The organism is Streptomyces griseomycini (assembly GCF_014203535.1).
GTDB lineage: Bacteria > Actinomycetota > Actinomycetes > Streptomycetales > Streptomycetaceae > Streptomyces > Streptomyces griseomycini.
This window is the reverse complement of sequence record NZ_JACHJI010000001.1, coordinates 850,701-873,457: the sequence shown is the minus strand read 5'-3', so window position 1 is coordinate 873,457 and position 22,757 is coordinate 850,701. Positions and strand designations below refer to the sequence as shown.

Annotated in this window: 17 protein-coding genes; 11 read left to right on the top strand and 6 right to left on the bottom strand. The window is 73.5% G+C overall.

Annotation, left to right across the window (positions count from 1 at the left end):
* Nucleotides 1-33 precede the first annotated feature (33 nt).
* Complete coding sequence (locus tag FHS37_RS03975) at nt 34-1,641, bottom strand: NADH-quinone oxidoreductase subunit NuoF family protein (RefSeq protein ID WP_184817594.1); 1,608 nt, start codon at nt 1,639-1,641, stop codon at nt 34-36.
* Nucleotides 1,638-2,885: a cytochrome b/b6 domain-containing protein gene (locus FHS37_RS03970; protein WP_184817593.1), complete on the bottom strand. Its 1,248-nt coding sequence runs from the start codon at nt 2,883-2,885 to the stop codon at nt 1,638-1,640. Before FHS37_RS03970 ends, FHS37_RS03975 begins: the two co-directional genes overlap by 4 nt.
* A 517-nt stretch (nt 2,886-3,402) precedes the next feature.
* On the opposite strand from FHS37_RS03970, the gene leuS reads away from it, so the two are divergent.
* The 5 genes from leuS to FHS37_RS03945 all read left to right on the top strand — a co-directional run bounded on the left by leuS (nt 3,403) and on the right by FHS37_RS03945 (nt 12,007).
* Complete coding sequence (leuS, locus tag FHS37_RS03965) at nt 3,403-6,324, top strand: leucine--tRNA ligase (RefSeq protein ID WP_184817592.1); 2,922 nt, start codon at nt 3,403-3,405, stop codon at nt 6,322-6,324.
* 140 nt (nt 6,325-6,464) lie between these two features.
* Nucleotides 6,465-7,205, top strand: coding sequence for a hypothetical protein (locus tag FHS37_RS03960; RefSeq protein WP_184817591.1), 741 nt, complete (start codon nt 6,465-6,467; stop codon nt 7,203-7,205).
* An 83-nt stretch (nt 7,206-7,288) separates the two neighbouring features.
* A complete protein-coding gene (locus FHS37_RS03955; RefSeq protein ID WP_184817590.1) occupies nt 7,289-8,134 on the top strand; it encodes a DegV family protein in 846 nt (281 codons plus the stop codon).
* A 139-nt stretch (nt 8,135-8,273) separates the two neighbouring features.
* Nucleotides 8,274-9,386: a ComEA family DNA-binding protein gene (locus FHS37_RS03950; RefSeq protein ID WP_184817589.1), complete on the top strand. Its 1,113-nt coding sequence runs from the start codon at nt 8,274-8,276 to the stop codon at nt 9,384-9,386.
* Nucleotides 9,387-9,562: 176 nt separating this feature from the next.
* On the top strand, nt 9,563-12,007 hold the full coding sequence (locus FHS37_RS03945) for a ComEC/Rec2 family competence protein (protein ID WP_245005402.1): 2,445 nt from the start codon (nt 9,563-9,565) through the stop codon (nt 12,005-12,007).
* Between the two features lie 44 nt (nt 12,008-12,051).
* Here FHS37_RS03945 and FHS37_RS03940 read toward each other — a convergent pair whose 3' ends face one another.
* The 3 genes from FHS37_RS03940 to FHS37_RS03930 all read right to left on the bottom strand — a co-directional run bounded on the left by FHS37_RS03940 (nt 12,052) and on the right by FHS37_RS03930 (nt 15,171).
* Nucleotides 12,052-12,831: a class I SAM-dependent methyltransferase gene (locus FHS37_RS03940; RefSeq protein ID WP_184817587.1), complete on the bottom strand. Its 780-nt coding sequence runs from the start codon at nt 12,829-12,831 to the stop codon at nt 12,052-12,054.
* Nucleotides 12,832-12,880: 49 nt separating this feature from the next.
* Nucleotides 12,881-13,705, bottom strand: coding sequence for an alpha/beta fold hydrolase (locus FHS37_RS03935; RefSeq protein ID WP_184817586.1), 825 nt, complete (start codon nt 13,703-13,705; stop codon nt 12,881-12,883).
* 80 nt (nt 13,706-13,785) lie between these two features.
* Nucleotides 13,786-15,171, bottom strand: coding sequence for an aminotransferase-like domain-containing protein (locus FHS37_RS03930; protein WP_184817585.1), 1,386 nt, complete (start codon nt 15,169-15,171; stop codon nt 13,786-13,788).
* Nucleotides 15,172-15,291: 120 nt separating this feature from the next.
* Here FHS37_RS03930 and FHS37_RS03925 point away from each other — a divergent pair, with 120 nt between their 5' ends.
* The 4 genes from FHS37_RS03925 to FHS37_RS03910 all read left to right on the top strand — a co-directional run bounded on the left by FHS37_RS03925 (nt 15,292) and on the right by FHS37_RS03910 (nt 17,958).
* Nucleotides 15,292-16,131: an arylamine N-acetyltransferase family protein gene (locus FHS37_RS03925; RefSeq protein ID WP_184817584.1), complete on the top strand. Its 840-nt coding sequence runs from the start codon at nt 15,292-15,294 to the stop codon at nt 16,129-16,131.
* Nucleotides 16,132-16,169: 38 nt separating this feature from the next.
* Complete coding sequence (locus FHS37_RS03920) at nt 16,170-16,415, top strand: hypothetical protein (RefSeq protein WP_184817583.1); 246 nt, start codon at nt 16,170-16,172, stop codon at nt 16,413-16,415.
* Between the two features lie 54 nt (nt 16,416-16,469).
* Nucleotides 16,470-17,459 (top strand): DNA polymerase III subunit delta, encoded by a 990-nt coding sequence (holA, locus tag FHS37_RS03915; RefSeq protein ID WP_184817582.1) that lies wholly within the window; start codon nt 16,470-16,472, stop codon nt 17,457-17,459.
* 103 nt (nt 17,460-17,562) lie between these two features.
* The gene (locus FHS37_RS03910) at nt 17,563-17,958 is read left to right on the top strand and encodes a nuclear transport factor 2 family protein (RefSeq protein ID WP_184817581.1); all 396 of its coding nucleotides are present in this window, start codon (nt 17,563-17,565) and stop codon (nt 17,956-17,958) included.
* Nucleotides 17,959-18,151: 193 nt separating this feature from the next.
* On the opposite strand, the gene rpsT is transcribed toward FHS37_RS03910, so the two are convergent.
* Entirely contained in the window at nt 18,152-18,418 is a 267-nt protein-coding gene (gene rpsT / locus FHS37_RS39095) for a 30S ribosomal protein S20 (RefSeq protein ID WP_184817580.1), read from the bottom strand.
* A gap of 253 nt (nt 18,419-18,671) precedes the next feature.
* Between rpsT and lepA the strand changes: the two genes are divergently transcribed.
* Together lepA and FHS37_RS03895 are read left to right on the top strand one after the other, a co-directional pair.
* The gene (gene lepA / locus FHS37_RS03900; RefSeq protein WP_184817579.1) at nt 18,672-20,540 is read left to right on the top strand and encodes a translation elongation factor 4; all 1,869 of its coding nucleotides are present in this window, start codon (nt 18,672-18,674) and stop codon (nt 20,538-20,540) included.
* Between the two features lie 268 nt (nt 20,541-20,808).
* A complete protein-coding gene (locus FHS37_RS03895; protein WP_184817578.1) occupies nt 20,809-22,683 on the top strand; it encodes an AMP-dependent synthetase/ligase in 1,875 nt (624 codons plus the stop codon).
* Nucleotides 22,684-22,757 lie beyond the last annotated feature (74 nt).

Sequence of the window (22,757 nt, the reverse complement as noted above, 5' to 3'; positions counted from 1 at the left end):
CCGGGGGATCTTTCGTATTGCGGGCCGTTCCGCTCAGCGGCCCAGGGCGCGGCGCCCGCGCCCCTGGGAGAGCACCGGCAGGTTCCGGGAGGGTGCCTTCGCCTGGGCCTCCTCCTCGATGCGCAGGGCCAGGGCCGGGCAGCGGCGCACCGCGCGCAGGGCCTTGGCCTCGGCGTAGCGCGGCACCTGGGCCTGAGCCACCGTCGGGAAGCCGTCCGCGCCGAGCTGGAAGACCTCCGGGAGGATGTCCGCGCACAGGCCGTGGCCCCGGCACAGCGTCCAGTCGACGTAGATCTTCTGGCGGCTGGGGCCGTTCTCCTCGGACTGGCCGCCCGGGATGCCGGTGGGGGCCCTGCCCCCCTCGAAGAGCGGCAGGACGCCCGCCACGGGCCGTCCGCAGCCGTTGCCGAGGACGTGCGCGGCGAGGTCGTCGGTGAACGCCTTGACGGTCGACTCCAGGAACATCGCGGAGCCGTCCGGGTGCGAACACGCGCCGCGCCGCTTCACGTTCCTGGCGACCTGCTTGAGCGCCTCCAGCGCGGCCGGGCCACCGCCGTTGAGGATGTCCTCCATGCCGCGCGCGGCGGCCGGCAGGCCCAGGTAGCAGGGGCCGCACTGGCCGGCGCTCTCCTCCGCCAGCCACTGCGCCACCCGCAGCGACTCGCCCAGCGGGCAGGTGTCCTGACTGATCGGCAGGATGGCTCCCGCGCCCAGTGAACCACCCACCGCGTCCAGGGAGTTGCGGGAGACGATCGCCTCGTTGACGGTCGCCGCGTCGATCCACTTGCCGTGGTAGCCGCCCGTCAGCACCCCCTGCGGCACCGGCGGCGCGCCGGCGAGCTGGAGCACGTAGCGCAGCGGCACACCCGTCGGGACCTCGATCACCATGGGGCGGGCCACCGCCCCGGACACCGTGAGCATCACGGTGCCCGGCTCGTCGTACAGGCCGGTGTTGCCGTAGCGCTCCGGGCCGATGCGGGCGGCGATGGCGAGCTGGGCGAAGGTCTCGGCGTTGGACAGCAGCGTGGGCGCGCCGCCGACGCCGCTCTTCGAGGCGCTGGTCTTGCGGCCCGGCGGGATCGCCGGGCCGCCGTCGATGGAGCGGATCAGGGAGGCGGCGGCGCCGGTGACCATGCGGACCGGGTTGCGCTGCACCCGGGCGCGCAGCGCGGAGCGGCGCCCGTTGCTCAGGCCGCGTTCGGCGAGTGCGGCCTCCATGGAGCGCTGGGTGGACTCCCGGGTGACCCCCACCACGAGCGTGCGGGCGCCCATGGCCTCGGCGCACAGCAGCGCGCCGTCCAGGATGAGGTGCGGGGCACGGTTGATCAGCACCGTGTCCTTGCGGCAGGCCGGTTCGTCCTCACTGCCGTTGACGACGACGACCGGCCGCACGCCGCGCTTGATCGCCGACTCGGCGACCGAGCGCAGCTTCTTGTGGAAGGGGAAGCCCGCGCCGCCGCGGCCCCTGAGGTTGATGCGTTCGGCGAGCTGCGCGAGCTGCTCGCCGCCCAGGGGCTCGAGCGGCCCGTGCACCTTCAGGTGCATGGGCAGGTCGAGCCGGTCGACAAGGTCGAAACCCGACGTGAGCTGGGGAAGACCGACCACGCGGACTTCGGGTACGTCGGGCAGAGCCTCGTTCACTTGTAGCCTCCGGACGGCGTGTTCCAAGGTTCGCCCGAACCCGGTGCGCCGAAGTCGTAGGACGACGAGGGCGACGCACCGGGGAGTGTTTCAGTGGCGGGACCGCTGTTGTACGTGTCACTCGGGTTGTACGTGCCGTAGAGGGTGTTCGTCTCACCGGTGTCGTACACATCACTCGAGCCGTACCCGGAGCCGACCGAATTGTCATAGGCCGGGATGTTGTAGCCGGTGTCGTTGAGCGGGTCGTAGGCCGACGGCGGGGCCTCGCCGACCGGCGGCGGGGACGGGATCGGCCAGTTGCCCGAGGTGCTGGAGGGGCCGTCCACGCGCGGGACGGCCTCCGTGGGCTGCAGGTCCGGCGGCAGCTCCGTGCGGGCGGTCGCGTCGGCGAGCGGCGGCCGGCCGGCCGGTGGCCGGCCGGGTGCCGACACCGCGCGGTAGGCGGCCGCGAAGCCGTTCGCCGGTTCCGGGGCGGGAGCCCGCTCGGCGGTCTCGTACAGCGGGCGCTCGCCGCGCGGACGACGGCCGTCCCGCGCGGAACCGCGTCCGCCGTAGCCGGGAAGGGGCGACCCGGCCGCCCGGGCCCTGCTCTCCTCCAGCTGCTCCTCGCGGTCCCGCTGCTGGTCGGTGCCGAGCAGCGCGGTGATCCGCTCGGTGATTCTGCGCTTGACCCGGGGCGGGGAGGCGCGCACGACGAGGGCCGCCATGACGCCGAGCACGGACAGCCCGTAGAGGATCAGGAAGACCGGCTTCGCCGCGCGACCCGCGTAGAGGCCGTGCACGAGCGCGGCGCACCAGGCCGGGTAGGCCAGCATGTGCACCGCCCGCCAGCGGGCCGCGACCGGGGCCGGGGAGGCGAAGCGGTTGCGCAGCACACCGGTGATGCCCACGAAGATCATCAGCAGGCCGGCGAGGGTGCCGAGCCCGACGAGGAAGGCCCTGCCGGTGACGACCTCGTCGTCGGTGAGGGCCAGCCCGAAGGGGATCACCGCGGCGATCCAGGTGGTGTGGTCCAGGGCCAGCTTGATGCCGATGTGCACCAGCAGGAAGGCGATCGAGGCGACCGCGGTCGTCCGGTGCACCGCCTGCGCCAGGATCCGCTGGCGGGGGCCGAGCAGGATCCGGTCCTGGGCGACGAGTCCCCAGATCACCGAGCAGCTGAGGCAGACGAGCGACAGGACACCCACGCCGAAGTTGAGGAACTCGGCGAACCAGTCGTCCGCCGTGCTGTCGTCCGGCCTCACGACCCACCTCCCCGCGTCACGACTCGGAGCGGGCACGACGGAGCCGCAGCCGACCGGCCCCGTGCGGGGGGTGGGCTGCTGTCTGGGCGACGGTTCATGGGGCAACTCCGAGGTTTCGGTAAAGCGGTCCCGCGCCGCACTCTAGGCCCGGTCATACCGATGAGTACGAGGTTTGAGTTATTGCGCTGTTATCAAAAGACAATGCGGTCGTTGTGATGTCCCTTAGCGGCTGTTACGCGGAGTAATGTTTGACCGGAGTTCAGTCCCGTCGGCCCGGCGGGAGCGGCCCGGCGGGCCCGTGCGTCCCGGGAAGAGCGTCGCGGCCCGCTCGGGGCCTGCGGTACCCTTGCGCCATGCGTGCCGTACGCCTCCTGCTTAGCGAGCCGCGCTGATCAGTCCCGACCGCCGGTGACCGGACGGTCGGAATCGGCGCGGCGTCCCCTCCTGTGCGAGGGGATTTTTCATTTCCGGGAAGTCGCAGCAGTCGGCAGAGACGATCGATGGAGCTTTGAGGATCATGAGCGAGACGAACCCCGCAGCCGCGGAGGCCGCGCCGCACCGCTACACGGCCGCCCTGGCCGCCGAGATCGAGGCACGCTGGCAGGACTTCTGGGACGCCGAGGGCACCTACGCCGCCCCCAATCCGAGCGGCGACCTGGCGGGCGACCCGGAGACGGCCGCCAGGCCCAAGAAGTTCATCATGGACATGTTCCCGTACCCCTCCGGTGCGGGGCTGCACGTCGGTCACCCGCTGGGCTACATCGCCACCGACGTCTTCGCCCGCTTCCAGCGCATGACCGGGCACAACGTCCTGCACACCCTGGGCTTCGACGCCTTCGGCCTGCCCGCCGAGCAGTACGCCGTGCAGACCGGCACGCACCCGCGCGTGTCGACCGAGGCCAACATGGAGAACATGAAGGCCCAGCTGCGCCGGCTGGGCCTGGGCCACGACAAGCGCCGGTCGTTCGCCACGATCGACCCGGACTACTACAAGTGGACCCAGTGGATCTTCCTGCAGATCTTCAACTCCTGGTACGACGAGGACGCGAAGAAGGCCCGTCCGATCGCCGAGCTGGTCGAGCAGTTCGAGTCCGGTGAGCGCCCCGTGCCGGGCCACGCGCGCGCGTGGAGCGAGCTGAGCGCGGCCGAGCGCGCCGAGGTCCTGGGCGAGTTCCGCCTGGCCTACGCCTCCGACGCGCCCGTCAACTGGTGCCCCGGCCTGGGCACCGTGCTGGCCAACGAGGAGGTCACCGCCGAGGGCCGTTCCGAGCGCGGCAACTTCCCCGTCTTCAAGGCCAAGCTGCGCCAGTGGAACATGCGGATCACGGCCTACGCCGACCGGCTGCTGGAGGACCTGGACGCGCTGGACTGGCCCGAGGCCATCAAGCTGCAGCAGCGCAACTGGATCGGCCGCTCCGAGGGCGCCCGCGTCGACTTCCCCATCGACGGCGAGCGCATCACCGTCTTCACCACGCGCCCCGACACCCTGTTCGGCGCCACCTACATGGTGCTGGCGCCCGAGCATCCGCTGGTCGAGAAGTTCACCCCGGCCGCCTGGCCCGAGGGCACCCACGAGGTGTGGACCGGCGGCCACGCCACCCCGGCCGAGGCCGTCGCCGCGTACCGCGCGCAGGCCGCCTCGAAGTCCGACGTCGAGCGGCAGGCCGAGGCCAAGGACAAGACCGGCGTCTTCATCGGCGCCTACGCCACCAACCCGGTCAACGGCGAGCAGGTGCCCGTCTTCATCGCCGACTACGTCCTGATGGGCTACGGCACCGGCGCGATCATGGCCGTCCCGGCGGGCGACCAGCGCGACTTCGAGTTCGCGCGCGCCTTCGAGCTGCCGATCCACTGCATCGTCGAGCCGACCGACGGCCGCGGGACGGACACCTCGACCTGGGAGAACGCCTTCGCCTCGCACGACGCGAGGATCATCAACTCGTCGAACGACGAGGTCTCCCTGGACGGCCTGGGCGTCGCCGAGGCCAAGGCGCGCATCATCGAGTGGCTGGAGCGCACCGGCCACGGCGAGGGCACCGTCAACTTCCGGCTGCGCGACTGGCTGTTCAGCCGGCAGCGCTACTGGGGCGAGCCCTTCCCGATCGTCTACGACGAGGACGGCGTCGCCCACGCCCTGCCCGAGTCGATGCTGCCGCTGGAGCTGCCCGAGGTCGAGGACTACAGCCCGCGCACCTTCGACCCGGACGACGCCGACACCCAGCCCGAGACGCCGCTGTCGCGCAACGAGGACTGGGTCAACGTCACCCTGGACCTGGGCGACGGGCCGAAGAAGTACCGCCGCGAGACCAACACCATGCCCAACTGGGCCGGTTCCTGCTGGTACGAGCTGCGCTACCTGGACCCGCACAACTCCGAGCGGCTGGTCGACCCGGCCGTCGAGCAGTACTGGATGGGCCCGCGCGAGGGCATGCCGCACGGCGGCGTCGACCTGTACGTCGGCGGCGCCGAGCACGCCGTGCTGCACCTGCTGTACGCGCGCTTCTGGTCCAAGGTGCTGTACGACCTGGGGCACGTCTCGTCCGCCGAGCCGTTCCACAAGCTGTTCAACCAGGGCATGATCCAGGCCTACGTCTACCGCGACAGCCGGGGCATCGCCGTGCCGGCCGCCGAGGTGGAGGAGCGCGACGGCGCCTACTGGTACCAGGGCGAGAAGGTCTCCCGGCTGCTGGGCAAGATGGGCAAGTCCCTGAAGAACGCGGTCACCCCGGACGAGATCTGCGCCGAGTACGGCGCCGACACCCTGCGCCTGTACGAGATGGCCATGGGCCCGCTGGACGTGTCCCGGCCGTGGGACACCCGCGCGGTGGTCGGCCAGTTCCGGCTGCTGCAGCGGCTGTGGCGCAACATCGTCGACGAGGCGACCGGTGACGTGACGGTGGTGGACGCCGAGCCCGACGAGGACACCCTGCGCGCCCTGCACAAGGCGATCGACGGCGTGCGCGGTGACCTGGAGGGCATGCGCTTCAACACCGCCATCGCCAAGATCACCGAGCTGAACAACCACCTGACCAAGGCCTACGGGGGCGGGGCCGCAGGCCCCTCGGCCGAGGGTGGCGGCGGGCGACGGGCGGGCGGGGCGGTGCCGCGCTCCGTCGCCGAGCCGCTGGTGCTGATGGTCGCGCCGCTGGCCCCGCACATCGCCGAGGAGCTGTGGCGCAGGCTGGGCCACACCGACTCGGTCGTCCACCGGGACTTCCCGGTCGCCGACCCGGCGTACGTGGTCGACGAGACCGTGACCTGCGTCGTCCAGATCAAGGGCAAGGTCAAGGCGCGGCTGGAGGTCTCGCCGGGCATCTCCGAGGACGAGCTGGAGAAGATCGCGCTGGCCGACGAGAAGGTCGTCGCCGCGCTGGACGGGGCCGGCATCCGCAAGGTGATCGTGCGGGCGCCCAAGCTGGTGAACATCGTCCCGGCGTGAGGTGAGCGCGGGGTCCGGGTGATCCCCTACGGGCAGGTTCGGGGTGGTGCAGGAACTCCGGACCTGCCCGTTGCGTTTACCGTTGAAGAGCGGCGCGAAGTGCGCCGGGACAAGCGAGAAGGGCCCGGAGGAGGAGCTTCGTGGAAGCGGTGTTCGCAGTGGTCGCCCTGCTCTTCGTGCTCTTCGTCGTGCTCGGCGCGTACGCCACGGTGAAGGTCGTCGGCGCGGCCAAGCGCAGTGCCGACCGCCACATCACCCAGGCCCGCCGCACGGTCGAGGACCACACCCTGAAGGCCAAGGCCCTCGGCCGGCCCGGTCCGGCCGGCGAGGTCGCCCAGCTCCGCCTCGCGCTGCGCACCTCCATGCGCGCCACCCAGGACGCGCTGGAGGCGGCCGTCGCCGAGGACGAGTCCCTCAAGGAGTCCCTCGGCCTCTTCCAGCGCCTCAGCGCGCACGGACACGAGCTGGACGGCGAACTCAGGCGCCTGGAGTCCGAACCGGACCGCGCCACGCTCGCCGAGCGGCTGCCCGAGCTGCGCGAGCGCACCGAGCGCATCACACAGTCGGCGGACTCCCTGCGCTGGGCGGCCCGCGACCGCGCCCGCCGCTTCGCGGACGACGACCTGGACACGCTGAGCGCGCAGATCGACCTGGAGGCCGGTGCCCTGCGGCACTGGACCACCACCGAGCAGCAGTCCGGGCCCGGGCCCGCGCCCTGGCCCGAGGCGCCCGCCGCCGACACCCCGACGGCCCGTCCCACCAGGCCGGGAACGCCGCGGTCGGCCACGTCGCCCGAGCCGGTGCGGCCCGCCATCACACCCCCCGGCCCGCGTCCCACCTACCCCTGGCAGAAGAAGCCCCGCCCCGAGAGCACCACTTGAGCACCGTCTGATCCGGCCACGACCGCAACCGGCCCGCCGGGCCGGGCTGCCGCGCGGGCACTACGCCAGGTAACCTCCAGCTCATGTCCCGCCATGTCGCGATCGTCACCGATTCAACGGCCTACCTGCCGGCCCGGACGATGGAGCGGCACGGCATCACGGCGGTACCGCTGACCGTGGTCCTCGGTGACCGCGCGCTCGAAGAGGGCACCGAGATCTCCACCCGCTCCCTCGCCCAGGCCCTGCAGAAGCGGCGCCCGGTCACGACCTCGCGGCCCGGCCCCGAGGTCTTCGCCGAGACCTACCGCAAGGTCGCCGAGTCGGGTGCCGCCGGCATCGTCTCCCTCCACCTCTCCGCCGAACTCTCCGGCACCTACGACGCGGCGGTCGTCGCGGCGCGCCGGGCGCCGGTGCCGGTGCGGGTGGTGGACACCGGCATGATCGCGATGGCCCTCGGGTTCTGCGCGCTGGCGGCGGCCGAGACCGCGGAGGCGGGCGGCACGGTGGACGAGGCGGTCACCGCCGCCGAGAAGCGGGCGGCGGACACCTCCGCCTACTTCTACGTCGACACCCTGGACTACCTGCGCCGTGGCGGCCGCATCGGCGCCGCGCAGGCCCTGCTGGGCTCGGCGCTCGCGGTGAAGCCGCTGCTGCAGCTGGCGGACGGCCGTATCGAGCCCCTGGAGAAGGTGCGCACCGCCTCCAAGGCGATCGCCCGCCTGGAGGAGATCGCGGCGGAACGGGCGGGCGGCGCCGAGGTCGACATCGCCGTCCACCACCTCGCCGCCCCGGACCGCGCGGCGGCCCTCGCGGACCGGCTGCGGGCCCGGGTGCCGGCCCTGGCCGACCTGCACGTCAGCGAGGTGGGGGCGGTGATCGGGGCGCACACGGGGCCCGGGTTGCTGGGGGTCGTGGTCTCGGCGCGGTGAGGGGCGGGACCGGGACGGGGCGGCCGGTCGCGTGGCCGGTGCGCCCGTGCGGGTGACGGAGTTGTCCACAACCGGCCGGTGATCCCCGGAAACCGAGCAAGATCATCGAGGGTGCGGCGGATTGCCCGATCCTCCTCGCATGGCACTTCGATCACGTTCACGCACAGCGACGGCGACCAGCGGCCCGGGCCGTGGCCCCGCGTCCGACGGGCGCGCACGTCATCGCCGGCCGCCCTCGCCCCGGGGACGGGCACGCCCGGGACACCCGCACGGACACCGGGACCGCCACGCGTCGGCGGAGGAACTCCGGCGCCGGGCGGAGGCGCTGTTCGCCGCCGGCGGCGGCGACGGCTCCCGGGGCGGCGGCGGGCCCAGGCGCGTCCCGGGCTGGGCCGTGGACCGGGCGGCGGCGGACCTTCCGCCCGCGCGGCCCCGCGGGGGCGCGGTCGCGGCGGAGGGAGCGGCGGACGGTCCCGCGGGTCCGGTGCGTCCGGCGAGGGGGCAGGGCCGGCTCCGGGAGCGGTTCGGGCTCGCGCTGCGGGAGCGGTTGCCGCTGTGGGTCCAGACGCGGTGCGGGCTGGAACGGCGGAGCGTGGTCGCGCTGTCGGTGCTGCTCGTGGTCGCCGTGGGGTTCGCCGTGCAGCACTTCTGGTCCGGGCGGACCCAGCCGGTGCGGCCGCCGGAGGTGGTGCGGGCGGCCGCGCCCCACGGGGAGCGGGGGAAGGACGAAGCCGTCCGGGAGGGGAGCGGCGGACCGGGCGCGTCGGCCGGGACGGTGGAGGCCGGCGGCTCGGCCGGGCCCGAGATCGTGGTCGACGTCAGCGGCAGGGTGCGCGACCCCGGGATCCACCGTCTGCCGGCCGGTTCACGGGTCGAGGACGCGCTGCGGGCGGCGGGCGGGGTGCGGCCCGGAACGAAGACCGACGGCCTCAACCGCGCCCGGTTCCTGGTGGACGGGGAGCAGGTGGTCGTCGGAGGTCCGGCACCGGCCGCGGGGCCGGGAGCGGGCACCGGGGCTTCCGGCCCCGCGGCCGGTGCGTCGACGGGCACCGGGCCCGCGGCACCGGTGTCCCTCAACACCGCCACGCCGGACCAGCTCGACGCCCTGCCCGGAGTCGGCCCCGTGCTGGCCCGGCACATCATCGACTACCGCACCCGGCACGGCGGTTTCCGCTCGGTGGACGAACTGCGCGAGGTCAACGGCATCGGCGACCGCCGCTTCGCGGACCTGCGCGACCTGGTGCGGCCGTGACGGACGGCACGGACCCGGTACCGCCGACGGCCTCCCCGCCGGTGGACCCCGCCGCCCGGCAGCCCGTCCACGCCGCGTCCGGAAAGCGGCTCGGAGCCGCGCACCCGCGCCAGGAGGCCCCGACGGACCTCCGGCTCGTGCCGCCCGCGCTGGCGGCCTGGGCCACGGCGGCGGTGATGCTGCACGCCCCGCCCGGCGGGGTGGCGGGCACGGTGGCCGTCTCCCTGGTGGCGACCGGTGTCCTCCTCGCGGCGGGGCGCGGACGGCGCCGCCGGACGGGGCGGCGACGGGCCACCGCCCGCTCCTGGTCCCTGACGTCCGGGGCCGCCGTGCTGCTCTGCGTCGCCGCTGCCGCCGGCTCCGCGGGCCTGCACGGCGCGGACCTGCGGCGCGGCCCCGTGCCGGCGCTGGCCCGGGAGTACGCCCGGGTGACCGCCGAACTCGAGATCACCGCCGATCCCCGGCTCACCCGGCCCCGGGCCGGCGGCCCCCGCACGGCACCGACGGCCGTGCTGATCGAGGCCGACGTGCGGCGCGTGGAGCGGCCCGACGCGGTGGCGGTGGTGACCCGGACGCCGGTGCTGGTGATCGTCGACGCGCGCCCGGCCCCGCGAACTCCCCCGGGCGGACACGGCACGGAGCGCTCCCCGTGGCTCGGGCTCCTGCCCTCCACCCGGCTGCGGGCCGAGGCGCGGCTCGCCCCCGCGGCGGCGGGCGGCGACCGGTTCGCGGCCGTACTGCGCGTGAAGGGCCGGGACGGACCGGAGGTCGTGGGGCGGCCGTCGGGACCGCAGCGGCTGGCGGGACGCCTGCGGACCGGACTGCGGGAGGCGACCGACGGACTGTCCGCGGACGCGCGGGCGCTGCTGCCGGGGCTGGTCGTGGGCGACACCTCCCGGGTCACACCGGAGCTGGACGAGGCGTTCCGGGAGACCGACCTCACGCACACGCTCGCCGTCTCCGGCGCCAACTTCACCATCCTCCTCGCCCTGCTCCTCGGCCCGCCCGGCCTGGCACAGCGCGCGGAGCGGCGCGGTCTCGCGCCCCGGCTCGGCATCTCCCTGCGGGCGACGGCGCTGCTGGGCGGGGCGCTGTCCCTCGGCTTCGTCGTCGTGTGCCGGCCGGACCCCAGCGTGCTGCGGGCCGCCGCCTGCGGGTCGATCGCGCTGCTCGCGCTCGCCACCGGCCGCCGCAGATCACTGATCCCGGCCCTGGCGGCGGCCGTCCTGCTCCTGGTGCTCCACGACCCCTGGCTGGCCCGCAGTTACGGCTTCCTGCTCTCCGTGCTGGCCACCGGCGCCCTGCTCACGCTCGCGCCGCGCTGGAGCGCGGGACTGCGACGGCGCGGGGTGCCGCCCCGGCTCGCGGAGGCGCTGGCCGCCGCGGGCGCCGCCCAGGCGCTGTGCGCGCCGGTGGTCTCCGTGCTCGCGGCGCGGGTGAGTCTGGTGGCGGTGCCGTGCAATCTGCTCGCGGAGTTCGCGCTCGCCCCGGCCACGGTGCTGGGCTTCCTGGCGCTGGCCACGGCACCGTTCGCGATGCCGGCCGCGAAGGCGCTGGCCTGGTGCGCGGGTTGGCCGGTGGAGTGGATCGCCCGGGTCGCCCGGGCCGGGGCTGCGCTGCCCGGCGCCGGAGTGGACTGGCCCGGCGGCTGGGCCGGGGCGGCGGCGCTCGGCGGGGTCATCCTGGCCGCGCTGTTCGTCGGACGGCGGCTGCTGCGACACCCCTGGTGGTGCGGTGCCTGTGCGCTGCTGCTGGTCGTGGCCGTGGTGCAGCCGCCGCCGCTGACCCGCGTCATCACGGGCTGGCCCCCGCCGGGCTGGCGGATGGTGATGTGCGACGTGGGCCAGGGCGACGCGATGGTGCTGGCGGCGGGCGGGGGCACCGGCGTGGTCGTGGACGCCGGGCCCGACCCGGCCCTCGTGGACCGCTGCCTGCACTCCCTGGGCGTCACCGCGGTCCCCCTCGTCGTCCTGACCCACTTCCACGCCGACCACGTGGCGGGCCTGCCCGGCGTGCTGCGCGGACGCTCGGTGGGCGCGATCGAGACGACGGGCCTCGAGGAACCCGCCGACCAGGCCGCGTTCGTGCGGAGGCTCGCGGCGGCCGGGCGCGTTCCGGTGACGCGTGCCGTCGCCGGGGAGCGGCGGCGCACGGGGGAGCTGTCCTGGGAGGTGGTGTGGCCGCCGCCGACGGCGCCACCGACCGTGCCGGGTACGCGCCCGTCCCCGTCGCCGCCTGCTCCGGAAGGCCCCAACGACGCCAGCGTGGCCATGCTCGTTCGGACCGGAGGCCTGCGCCTGCTGCTGCTCGGGGACCTGGAACCCCCGGCCCAGCGGGCCCTGGCGAGGTCACCGGCGGGGGAGGCGCTGGCGGACGTGGACGTGCTGAAGGTCGCCCACCACGGCTCGGCCTACCAGGACCCGGACCTGATGCGCCGGACGGCCCCGCGGCTGGCGCTCGTCAGCGCGGGGGAGGACAACCCGTACGGACACCCCGCCCCGAGCACGCTCGCCGCGCTGCGGGCCCGGGGCGCGACGGTGCTGCGGACGGACCGGGACGGGGCCCTGGCGGTGGTCGGCGGGGAGGAGGGGGACGGCGAGCTGTCGGTGGCGCGGCACTGACGTCCCCGCCCGCGCTTCCTCGCCCACCTGGGCGGGGCGGGCCGTCACGGATCGGCCCGGGGGCGCGGAGCGGTCGGCCCGGCCTCCTTGACCGCGATGATCACGTGGAGTCCGCGCGGTCCCGGGGCGTCGTGCGTGACGCGCAGACCGGCGGCCCGGCACTGTGCGGCGACCCAGGCGGAGCCGAGGCGCAGTTTCGGGTAGCTGCCGGTGCGCAGCTGCCAGGTGTCACCGGTACGGGTGTGGACGAGGTCGTGGACCGTGACCGTCTCCTCGCCGTATTCCAGGAAGCAGGTCATGATCCGGTCCCGGGTGGCGCGTACGGGCAGGAACCGGGCCTCTCCGGTGAGCGGTGCGGTCAGGTCGCGGTGGGCGAGGACGAGCCGGCCACCCTCGGCGAGGCCGACGGCGGCGTCCCCGATCAGCTCGGTCACGTCCTGGGCACGGGGCAGGTGGGTAAGCGTGTCGCCCATGCACACCACCGCGCCCAGGCTGCCGGGGTGGGTGTGCTCGGGCAGCACTCCGCGGATGTCGGCGTGCAGCGGACGGACGGCGTCCGGTGCGTGGCGCGACAGCTCGTCCAGGAGGGCCCTGCTGGCGTCGACCGCCAGGACCGGGGAGAAGCCCAGTTCGGCCAGAGCCAGGCTCTGCGGTCCCGGACCGCAGCCGAGATCGACGGCGCGGGTCCCGGCGGGGCCCGGCCGTATCCCCCATCCGTCCAGTGAACGGGCCTGTTCGGAGGCGAGAGCGGCGAGGTCGCCTCCCAGCATCCAGGTGTAGTGCTCGGCGAGCAGCCGGTCGTAGTGGTCGGAGGCGGTGGTCATGGGTGTGGGTCCCTTTCCGTCCGGTCGTTCCGGCGGAGGAGCGAGACGCTCAGCCGGCCGACGCGCTCGTGCCGGTCGACGGCAGGCCGGCCGCGGTGTCGAGTCGTCGCAGGAAGTCCGCCAGCGCCGCGTCGAACGCGTCGGCGCGTTCCAGGTTGGGCAGGTGGGCCGCCCCGTCGATGACGACGAGGGCGGAGTCGGGGAGGAGGCCGTGCATCGACTCGGCATCGCCGACGGGCGTGTACTCGTCCTCGGCGCCGACGACGACCAGCGCGGGCACCGTGACCCGGGTCAGCAGCGGACGGTAGTCGGGCCGTTCGGCGCGGCCGCGCAGGGCCGCCGCGGCGCCCCGCGGGTCGGTGCGCGTCATCATGCGGTGGACGTGCGCCGCGACGGCCGGGGGCGCGTGGGGCGCGACCATCTTGTACAGCACCTCGTCGGCGTAGCCCCGCATGCCCTCGCGCAGCAGCCGGTCCGCCATGTCGTTGCGGGCCCTGCGTCCTTCCGGGGACTCGGGTGCGGCGAAGGTGTCGGCGAGCAGCAGACCGCGGATGCGCTCGGGGAACCGGGCGTAGCACTCCATGGCGATCTGCCCGCCCATCGACAGCCCGCCGAGGACGCACTGGGCCACGTCCAGGGCGTCGAGCAGCTCCTCGATGTCGTCCGCGAACACGGACAGCGCCGTGACGCCCGGGGTGACGGGCGACGCGCCGTAACCGCGCAGGTCGGGGGCTATCACCCGGCGCCGGGGCGAGAAGGCGGCGATCTGCGGCGCCCACATGGTGTGGTCGAAGGGGTGGCCGTGGACGAGGACGAGGGGCAGCGCGGAGGCGTCGGCGTCGCCCTCGTCCCGGTGCGCGAGACGGGGTGTCATGCGACCGACCCTAGGAGCGCGCCGCTCCTCAGTGCAATCAAAACATTGCTCTCGGTGCAATGTGGGGCGACGGGGAGGCATCAGGACGGGAGGCCGTCGGTCCCGTGCGGTGTGCCGTGCGCGAGGGACGCGAGTGTCCGCAGGGCCTGTCCGAGCGCCTCGGACGGTGCCGATGCCAGCCCGAGCCTGACGCAGTCGGCGGCACCGGACGCGGCGGCGCCCGGCGACCGGTCCGGCGCCGGCCCCGCGGACGGCACCGCGAAGGACGGTCCGGGGGTCACCGCGATGCCGAGGGCGGCCGCGGCGGCGGTGAAGGTGTCCGCCCGCCACGGCGCGGGCAGGTGCCACCAGGCGTAGTACGACCGCGGGTCGGTGCGGACGGCGAAGTCCCGCAGGTGCTCGGTGACCAGCCGCTGGCGCCGTGCGGCGTCGGCGCGCTTGGCCGTCACCAACGCGGCGACGGTTCCGTCCGCCATCCACCGCAGGGCCGCTTCGAGCGCGAAGCGGCCCGCCGTCCACCCGCCCGAGCGCAGTGCGCCGCCCGCCTGTTCGGCCCGTCCCGGGGGCACGACGAGGAAGCCGACGGTGAGGCCCGGCGCGACCCGTTTGGACAGCCCGTCGACCACGTACGTGAGTTCGGGGGCGAAGGCCGCGAAGGGTTCGGTGCCGTCCGCGAGGAAGGACCAGATGCGGTCCTCGACGACCGGCAGCCCCCACTGACGCAGTTCCGCGGCCAGTCGTCGGCGGCGGGTCTCCGGCATGGTCGCCGACGTCGGGTTGTGCAGGGTCGGCTGCAGGTACAGCGCGGAGAGCGGCGCCGCGCGGTGGGCCGCGGCGACGGAGTCGGGACGGATGCCGTCGGCGTCACCGGCGAGGGGGACCAAGGTCACGCCGAGCCGGGCCGCCATCTCCTTGACCAGGGGATAGGTCAAGGCGTCGATCCCCACCCGGCCGCCCGGCCGGACCAGTGTGGCCAGCGCGCCGGCGATCGCCTGGCGGGCGTTTCCGCTGAAGAGGACCTGGTCGGCGGCGGGCCGCCACCCGGCCGTCGCCAGCAGCCCGGCAGCCGCCTCGCGAGCGGCCGGCGTGCCCGTGGCCGGGGCGGTGCGGGTCGCCTCGGCCAGCACGTCCGGGCGCAGCAGGGGCGCCAGGGCGGGCGTGAGGAGGCCGGCCTGGCCCGGCGCCGTCGGGTAGTTGAGCTCCAGGTTGACCGGTGCGGTGGTGGCGGGCTCGGCGAGCGCCCGGCCGGACGGCACCGGCGCGGCGCGCACGAACGTGCCGCGGCCGACCTCGCCGACCACGAGCCCGCGCCGGACGAGTTCGGCGTAGACGCGGCCGGCCGTCGACGCGGCGATCCCGTGACGGCGGGCGAAGGACCGCTGCGGGGGCAGCCGGTGCCCGGGCCTGAGCCGGCCACCGAGGATGTCGGCGGCGATCCGGTCGGCGATCCGCTGGTAGTCGTGCACGAGCTGGTTCCTCCGCCACTCGGGGACCGGAGCGTACCCCGCAGCCGCAGCCGCCGTAGCCGGGGCCGCCCGAAGAGGGGATCCCCGGCGGGGAGTTGCGGCTCGCGGCAGACTGGGGGCATGGATGCACCGAGGATCGATGCCTACTTGCGCCGCCTGGGCGCCGAACGCCCCGTCTCGCCCACGACGGAGGTGCTGCGCGAGCTGCACCTGCGGCATCTGCGGACCGTGCCGTTCGAGAACCTCTCCGTCCACCTCGGCGAGGAGATCGTGCTGGACGAGAAGCGGCTGCTGGACAAGGTGGTGGGAGCGCGGCGGGGCGGGTTCTGCTACGAACTCAACGGCGCCTTCGGGGCGTTGCTCGCCGCGCTCGGTTTCGAGGTCACGCTGCTCGCGGCGCGGGTGTACGGGGACGAGGGCCGGCTCGGCATCCCGTACGACCACCTCGCGCTGCGGGTGCGGACGGTGGACCGGGGCGACTGGCTGGCCGACGTCGGCTTCGGGGCGCACTGCCACCTGCCGCTGGCGTTCGGGGAGTGCGGGGAGCAGGAGGATCCCGGGGGCACGTTCCGGATCGCCGCGGCGGGGGCCGACGCGGCCGGGGCGCGCGGCGGGCACGAGGCGGCGGAGGCCGCGGACCTGGACGTGATCCACGACGGACGGCCGGTGTACCGCCTGGAGGCGCGGCCGCGGGTGCTCGGCGACTTCACGACCGGGGCGTGGTGGCACAGCACGTCACCGGCCTCGCACTTCTCGCGGTCGCTCGTGTGCTCGCGGATCACCGAGGACGGGGGGAGGATCACGCTCAGCGGCGGGCGGTTCAAGGTCACCGCGCCGGACGGGACGCGCGAGGAGCGGGAGCTGGGGCCGGACGAGGAGGTGCTCGCGGTGTACCGGGACCGGTTCGGGATCGGGCTGGACGCGGTGCCGGCCGTGCGGGGCGCCGGAGGCGGGGCCTGAACCCCGGACCCCGGACCCGGTGCCGGACAATGGCGCACGTGAGCGATGTGCGACATGTGCTGGTGCTGCCCGACCGCGAGACCGCCGAGGAGGTGGCCGAGGCCCTCGGGGAACGGTTCGGCGTGGAGGAGGAGCCGCGGTTGGTGCGGGACGCGCTGGCCGGCGAGGACGACGCGGAGGACGCGCAGTGGCTCGTCGTCCTGCGGGACGAGGCGGAGCGGCTGGACCCCCGGGAGCTGGACGAGTTCGCGGCGGAGTGGGAGGGCTGGCGGGAGGAGCCGTAGCGGCGCCGGAGCCGTCCGGGGGCGTTGTCGGCGGCGCGTGGGATGCTTGTCGCGATGGCCAGGAAGACCGCTTCTGACGACCCCCTCGCCCCCGTGACGCTCGCCGTGGGCCAGGAGGACCTGCTGCTCGACCGCGCCGTGCGGGAGGTGGTGGCCGCCGCGAAGGCCGCCGACGCCGACACGGACGTCCGTGACCTGACCCCGGACCAGCTCCAGCCCGGCACCCTCGCCGAGCTGACGAGCCCGTCGCTCTTCGCGGAGCGCAAGGTCGTGGTCGTGCGCAACGCGCAGGACCTGTCGGCCGACACGGTCAAGGACGTGAAGGCGTATCTCGGGGCGCCCGCCGAGGAGATCACGCTGGTGCTGCTGCACGCGGGCGGCGCCAAGGGCAAGGGGCTGCTCGACGCGGCGCGCAAGGCGGGGGCACGGGAGGTGGCGTGCCCGAAGATGACGAAGCCGGCGGACCGGCTGGCCTTCGTGCGGGGCGAGTTCCGCACCGCCGGCAGGTCGGCCACGCCGGAGGCGTGCCAGGCGCTGGTCGACGCCATCGGCAGCGACCTGCGGGAGCTGGCCTCGGCGGTGTCCCAGCTGGTCGCGGACGTCGAGGGGACGATCGACGAGGTGGTCGTCGGGCGGTACTACACCGGGCGGGCCGAGGCGTCGAGCTTCACGGTCGCCGACCGGGCGGTCGAGGGACGCGCGGCGGAGGCGCTGGAGGCCCTGCGCTGGTCCCTGGCGACCGGGGTGGCGCCGGTGCTGATCACCAGCGCGCTGGCCCAGGGCGTGCGGGCCATCGGGAAGCTGCAGTCGGCGCGCGGCGGCCGGCCGGCCGACCTGGCCCGCGAGCTGGGCATGCCGCCGTGGAAGATCGACCGGGTGCGGCAGCAGATGCGCGGCTGGACCCCGGACGGCGTGGCCGTGGCGCTGCGGGCGGTCGCCGAGGCCGACGCGGGGGTCAAGGGCGGCGGGGACGACCCCGAGTACGCGCTGGAGAAGGCGGTCGTCACCATCGCGCGCGCGGCGCGGTCGAGGGGGCGGGCGTAGCACCCGGCGCGTGGCCCGTGATCGAGTCGACCTCCGCTCCCCGGAGAGGAGAATCGGAGGTGTCAGCCGCAGGTCGCCCAGGTGAGGAGAGGTGGCGAGTGACATGGCTGAACACCCGAACGCGCAGCTCGTCCGCAAGGGCTACGAGGCCTTCACGAACGGGGACATGGACACCCTGCGCGGACTGATGGCGGCGGACGCCACGCATCACGTGCCCGGGACCGGGACCCTCTCGGGCGACTACAAGGGGCAGGACGCGGTCATCGACCTGTACCGGCGGCTCGGCGAGGAGACCGACGGGACGTTCGGTGCCGAATTGCGCCAGGTCCTCGTCGACGGCCGGGGCCACGCGGTGTCCCTGCACCACATCACGGGGGACCGGCGGGGCAGGCACCTGGACCTGGACGGAGGCATCGTCTTCCGGATCGTCGGGGACAAGATCACCGACCTCGACGAATGCGTCGCGGACCTCGACGCGATGAACGACTTCTGGTCGTAGCGCCGGGGGCCGGAGACGCGAGGACCCCGCCTCCACCCCGGGGAAGGGGGGAGGCGGGGTCCTCGGGTGAAGCGTGTGAGCCCGTACCCGCGTGGCGAACGCAGGCCGCGTACGAGCTCGGGGTGCCGGTCGGGGGCGGATGAGAGAGGGCCCGCCCGGGTCCTTCCGGCGATCAGATCAGATCGGGAGGTGATCAGCCCTTGAGGGACGCGACCTTCTGAGCCAGCGCCGACTTCTTGTTGGCGGCCTGGTTCTTGTGGATGACGCCCTTGGAGACGGCCTTGTCGAGCTGGCGCGCGGCGGCGCGCTGGTACTCGGTGGCCTTCTCGGCGTCGCCCGCGGCAACGGCCTCGCGAGCCTTGCGGATCGCGGTCTTCAGAGAGGACTTGACGGCCTTGTTGCGCAGCCGGGCCTTCTCGTTGGTCTTGTTCCGCTTGATCTGGGACTTGATGTTCGCCACGAATGAGCCTCTACAGGTTCTGGCACGGAGGCCGCGCGAGGTCGCACGGTTCCCGCACCGGGTGATTTCTTGGGCGTGCCTCGCGCTGAGAGGGCATGAGACACAGCCCCCCACACTACCAGCGGGCCGTTCGGCGGCCCAAACCCGTGCCCGGTCCCCACCCGTGGGACCATGGAAGCTACGTATCGATCCGACCCGAGACCGCAGACGCACAAGCACACGTATGCGGACGCCTCAAGAATCAGGACCCTGCGTGCCCGCGATCCCTAGCCATGTGCCCGAGCCGAGCCGTACCGACCCGGCTCTGATCCGCAACTTCTGCATCATCGCGCACATCGACCACGGCAAGTCCACGCTCGCCGACCGGATGCTCCAGCTGACCGGTGTGGTCGAGCAGCGGCAGATGCGCGCTCAGTACCTCGACCGCATGGACATCGAGCGCGAGCGCGGCATCACGATCAAGTCCCAGGCGGTGCGTCTGCCGTGGGCCCCGACCCACGACCAGGGCAACACGCACATCCTCAACATGATCGACACCCCCGGGCACGTCGACTTCACCTACGAGGTCTCGCGGTCGCTCGCCGCCTGCGAGGGCACGATCCTGCTGGTGGACGCCGCCCAGGGCATCGAGGCGCAGACCCTCGCCAACCTGTACCTGGCGATGGAGAACGACCTCACGATCATCCCGGTGCTGAACAAGATCGACCTGCCGGCCGCACAGCCGGAGAAGTTCGCCGAGGAGCTGGCGAACCTGGTCGGCTGCGACCCCGACGACGTGCTCAAGGTGTCCGCGAAGACCGGTCTGGGCGTCGAGGCGCTGCTGGACAAGGTGGTCGCCGAGATCCCGGCCCCGGTCGGCGTCAAGGACGCCCCGGCCCGCGCGATGATCTTCGACTCGGTGTACGACTCCTACCGCGGTGTCGTGACGTACGTCCGTGTCATCGACGGCCAGCTCAACAAGCGCGAGCGGATCCGGATGATGTCCACCGGCGCGACCCACGAGCTGCTGGAGATCGGCACCAACTCGCCGGAGATGCTGCCCGCCGACGGCCTCGGCGTCGGCGAGGTGGGCTACCTGATCACCGGTGTGAAGGACGTCCGCCAGTCCAAGGTCGGCGACACCGTCACCAGTCAGCACAAGGGCGCCGAGGAGGCGCTGGGCGGCTACAAGGACCCCAAGCCCATGGTGTTCTCGGGCCTGTACCCGCTGGACGGCTCCGACTACCCCGAGCTGCGCGAGGCGCTGGACAAGCTCCAGCTCAACGACGCCGCCCTGGTCTACGAGCCGGAGACCTCCGCCGCCCTCGGCTTCGGCTTCCGCGTCGGCTTCCTCGGCCTGCTCCACCTCGACGTGATCCGCGAGCGGCTGGAGCGCGAGTTCGGGCTCGACCTGATCGCCACCGCGCCGAACGTGGTCTACCGCGTGGTCATGGAGGACGGCAGCGAGCACACCGTCACCAACCCGAGCGAGTTCCCCGAGGGGAAGATCGGCGAGGTCTACGAGCCGGTCGTGCGCGCCACCATCCTGGCGCCCAGCGAGTTCATCGGCTCGATCATGGAGCTGTGCCAGACCCGGCGCGGCGTCCTGCTCGGCATGGACTACCTCTCCGAGGACCGGGTGGAGATCCGCTACACCCTGCCGCTCGCGGAGATCGTCTTCGACTTCTTCGACCAGCTGAAGTCCAAGACCCGCGGGTACGCCTCCCTCGACTACGAGCCCACCGGCGAGCAGACCTCCAGCCTGGTCAAGGTGGACATCCTGCTGCACGGCGACAAGGTGGACGCGTTCTCCGCGATCACCCACAGGGACCAGGCGTACGCGTACGGCGTGCGGCTCGTCGCCAAGCTCAAGGAGCTGATCCCGCGGCAGGCCTTCGAGGTGCCGGTCCAGGCCGCCATCGGTTCGCGGGTGATCGCCCGCGAGACCATCCGCGCCATCCGCAAGGACGTCCTCGCCAAGTGCTACGGCGGCGACATCTCCCGCAAGCGCAAGCTGCTGGAGAAGCAGAAGGAGGGCAAGAAGCGGATGAAGATGGTGGGGTCCGTGGAGGTGCCGCAGGAGGCCTTCATCGCCGTCCTCTCCAGCGACGACAGCGCGGGATCGAGCAAGGGCAAGAAGTAGCCGGAAGGTGACCGGCGGTCATCGGGGTTACTCCGGGTTACTCCGCGAACCGGGCGGAAAAGGGGCCCGTCGTGCGACAGCACGGCGGGCTCCCGTGCGTCCAGCGGGTAGCTCTCCGTGTGAAATGGCAGGCCGCACCCCCTTACGCGGTGGCCGGTCGCGCCTTACTCTGTCCGTGCTCGATAGTTACTCGCGAGTTAAACAACGGCTCGCGAGTGTAACCAGCCCCACTGAGCCAGCCGCACCGTCGCGGGCCCCGGAGGATGTCGTGAGCGACACACAGACACTGATCGAGAACCGTCCGCCGAGCGTGGCGACTCTCTTCCTGGAGCGTGTGGCGGCCACGCCGGACGCCGAGGCCTACCGCTATCCGGTCCCCTCCGCCTCCGGGGAGGGCCCGGACGACTGGAAGTCGCTCACCTGGGCGCAGGCCGCCGAGCGCGTCCACGCGATCGCGGCCGGCCTGATCGAGCTGGGCGTGCGGCCGGAGGAGCGGGTGGCGCTGGCCTCCGCGACCCGCGTCGAGTGGATCCTCGCCGACCTCGGCATCCTGTGCGCGGGCGCCGCCACCACCACGATCTACCCGCAGACCAACGCCGACGAGTCCGCCTACATCCTGTCGGACTCGCAGAGCAGGGTGCTCATCGCGGAGGACGCCGAGCAGGCGGCCAAGGCCGTCGAGAAGCGCGCCGAGCTGCCGGAGCTCACCCACGTCGTGGTCGTCGACGCGGCCGGCGTCGAGACCGACGACTTCGTGATCAGCCTCGCCGACCTGGAGAGCCGCGGCGCGGCCCGGCTGCAGGAGGAGCCGGAGCTGATCAAGGAGCGGGTCGCCGCGCTCACCAAGGACCAGCTCGCCACCCTCATCTACACCTCCGGCACCACCGGCCGTCCCAAGGGCGTCCGCCTCCCGCACGACAACTGGTCGTACATGGCGAAGGCGATCGCCGCGACCGGGCTGGTCAGCGGCGACGACGTGCAGTACCTGTGGCTGCCGCTCGCGCACGTCTTCGGCAAGGTGCTCACCTCCGGCCAGATCGAGGTGGGTCACGTCACCGCCGTCGACGGCCGGGTCGACAAGATCATCGAGAACCTGCCGGTCGTCCAGCCGACGTACATGGCGGCCGTGCCGCGCATCTTCGAGAAGGTCTACAACGGGGTCGCGGCCAAGGCGAAGGCCGGCGGCGGCGCCAAGTACAAGATCTTCCAGTGGGCGGCCGGCGTCGCCCGCGAGTACGCCAAGGTCACCCAGGACAACTTCCGCCGCACCGGCACCGCGAGCGCCCCCTTCGGCCTGAGGGCCAAGCACGGCATCGCCGACAAGCTCGTCTACGCCAAGATCCGTGAGGCCTTCGGCGGCAACCTGCGCGCCTGCGTCTCCGGCTCCGCGGCCCTCGCCCCCGAGATCGGCTACTTCTTCTCCGGCGCCGGCATCCACATCCTCGAGGGCTACGGCCTCACCGAGTCCTCCGCGGCCTCCTTCGTCAACCCCGGCGAGGCGTACCGCACCGGCACGGTCGGCAAGCCGCTGCCCGGCACCGAGGTGCGCATCGCCGACGACGGCGAGATCCTGCTGCGCGGCCCCGGCATCATGGAGGGCTACCACAACCTGCCCGAGAAGACCGCCGAGGTGCTGGAGGCCGACGGCTGGTTCCACACCGGCGACATCGGCGAGCTCTCGCCCGACGGCTACCTGCGCATCACCGACCGCAAGAAGGACCTGATCAAGACCTCCGGCGGCAAGTACATCGCGCCCGCCGAGGTCGAGGGCCAGTTCAAGGCCGTCTGCCCGTACGTGTCGAACATCCTGGTGCACGGCGCCGACCGCAACTACTGCACCGCCCTCATCGCCCTCGACGAGGCCGCGATCACGGCCTGGGCGGCCGAGAACGGCCTGGGCGGCAAGCCGTACGCGGACATCGTCGCCGCGCCCGCCACGGTCGAGATGGTCGACGGCTACGTCAAGCAGCTCAACGAGGGACTGCAGCGCTGGCAGACCATCAAGAAGTTCCGCCTGCTGCCGCGCGACCTCGACGTCGAGCACGGCGAGATCACCCCGAGCCTGAAGCTGAAGCGGCCGGTGGTGGAGCGCGAGTACAAGCACCTCATCGACGAGATGTACGAGGGCGCGCGCGAGGCCTGACCGTCACTGTGCGACGAGCGGGCGGGGGCGGGGCCCCGGGCCGGACCGGCCCGGGGCCCCGCCCCCGTCTTTCG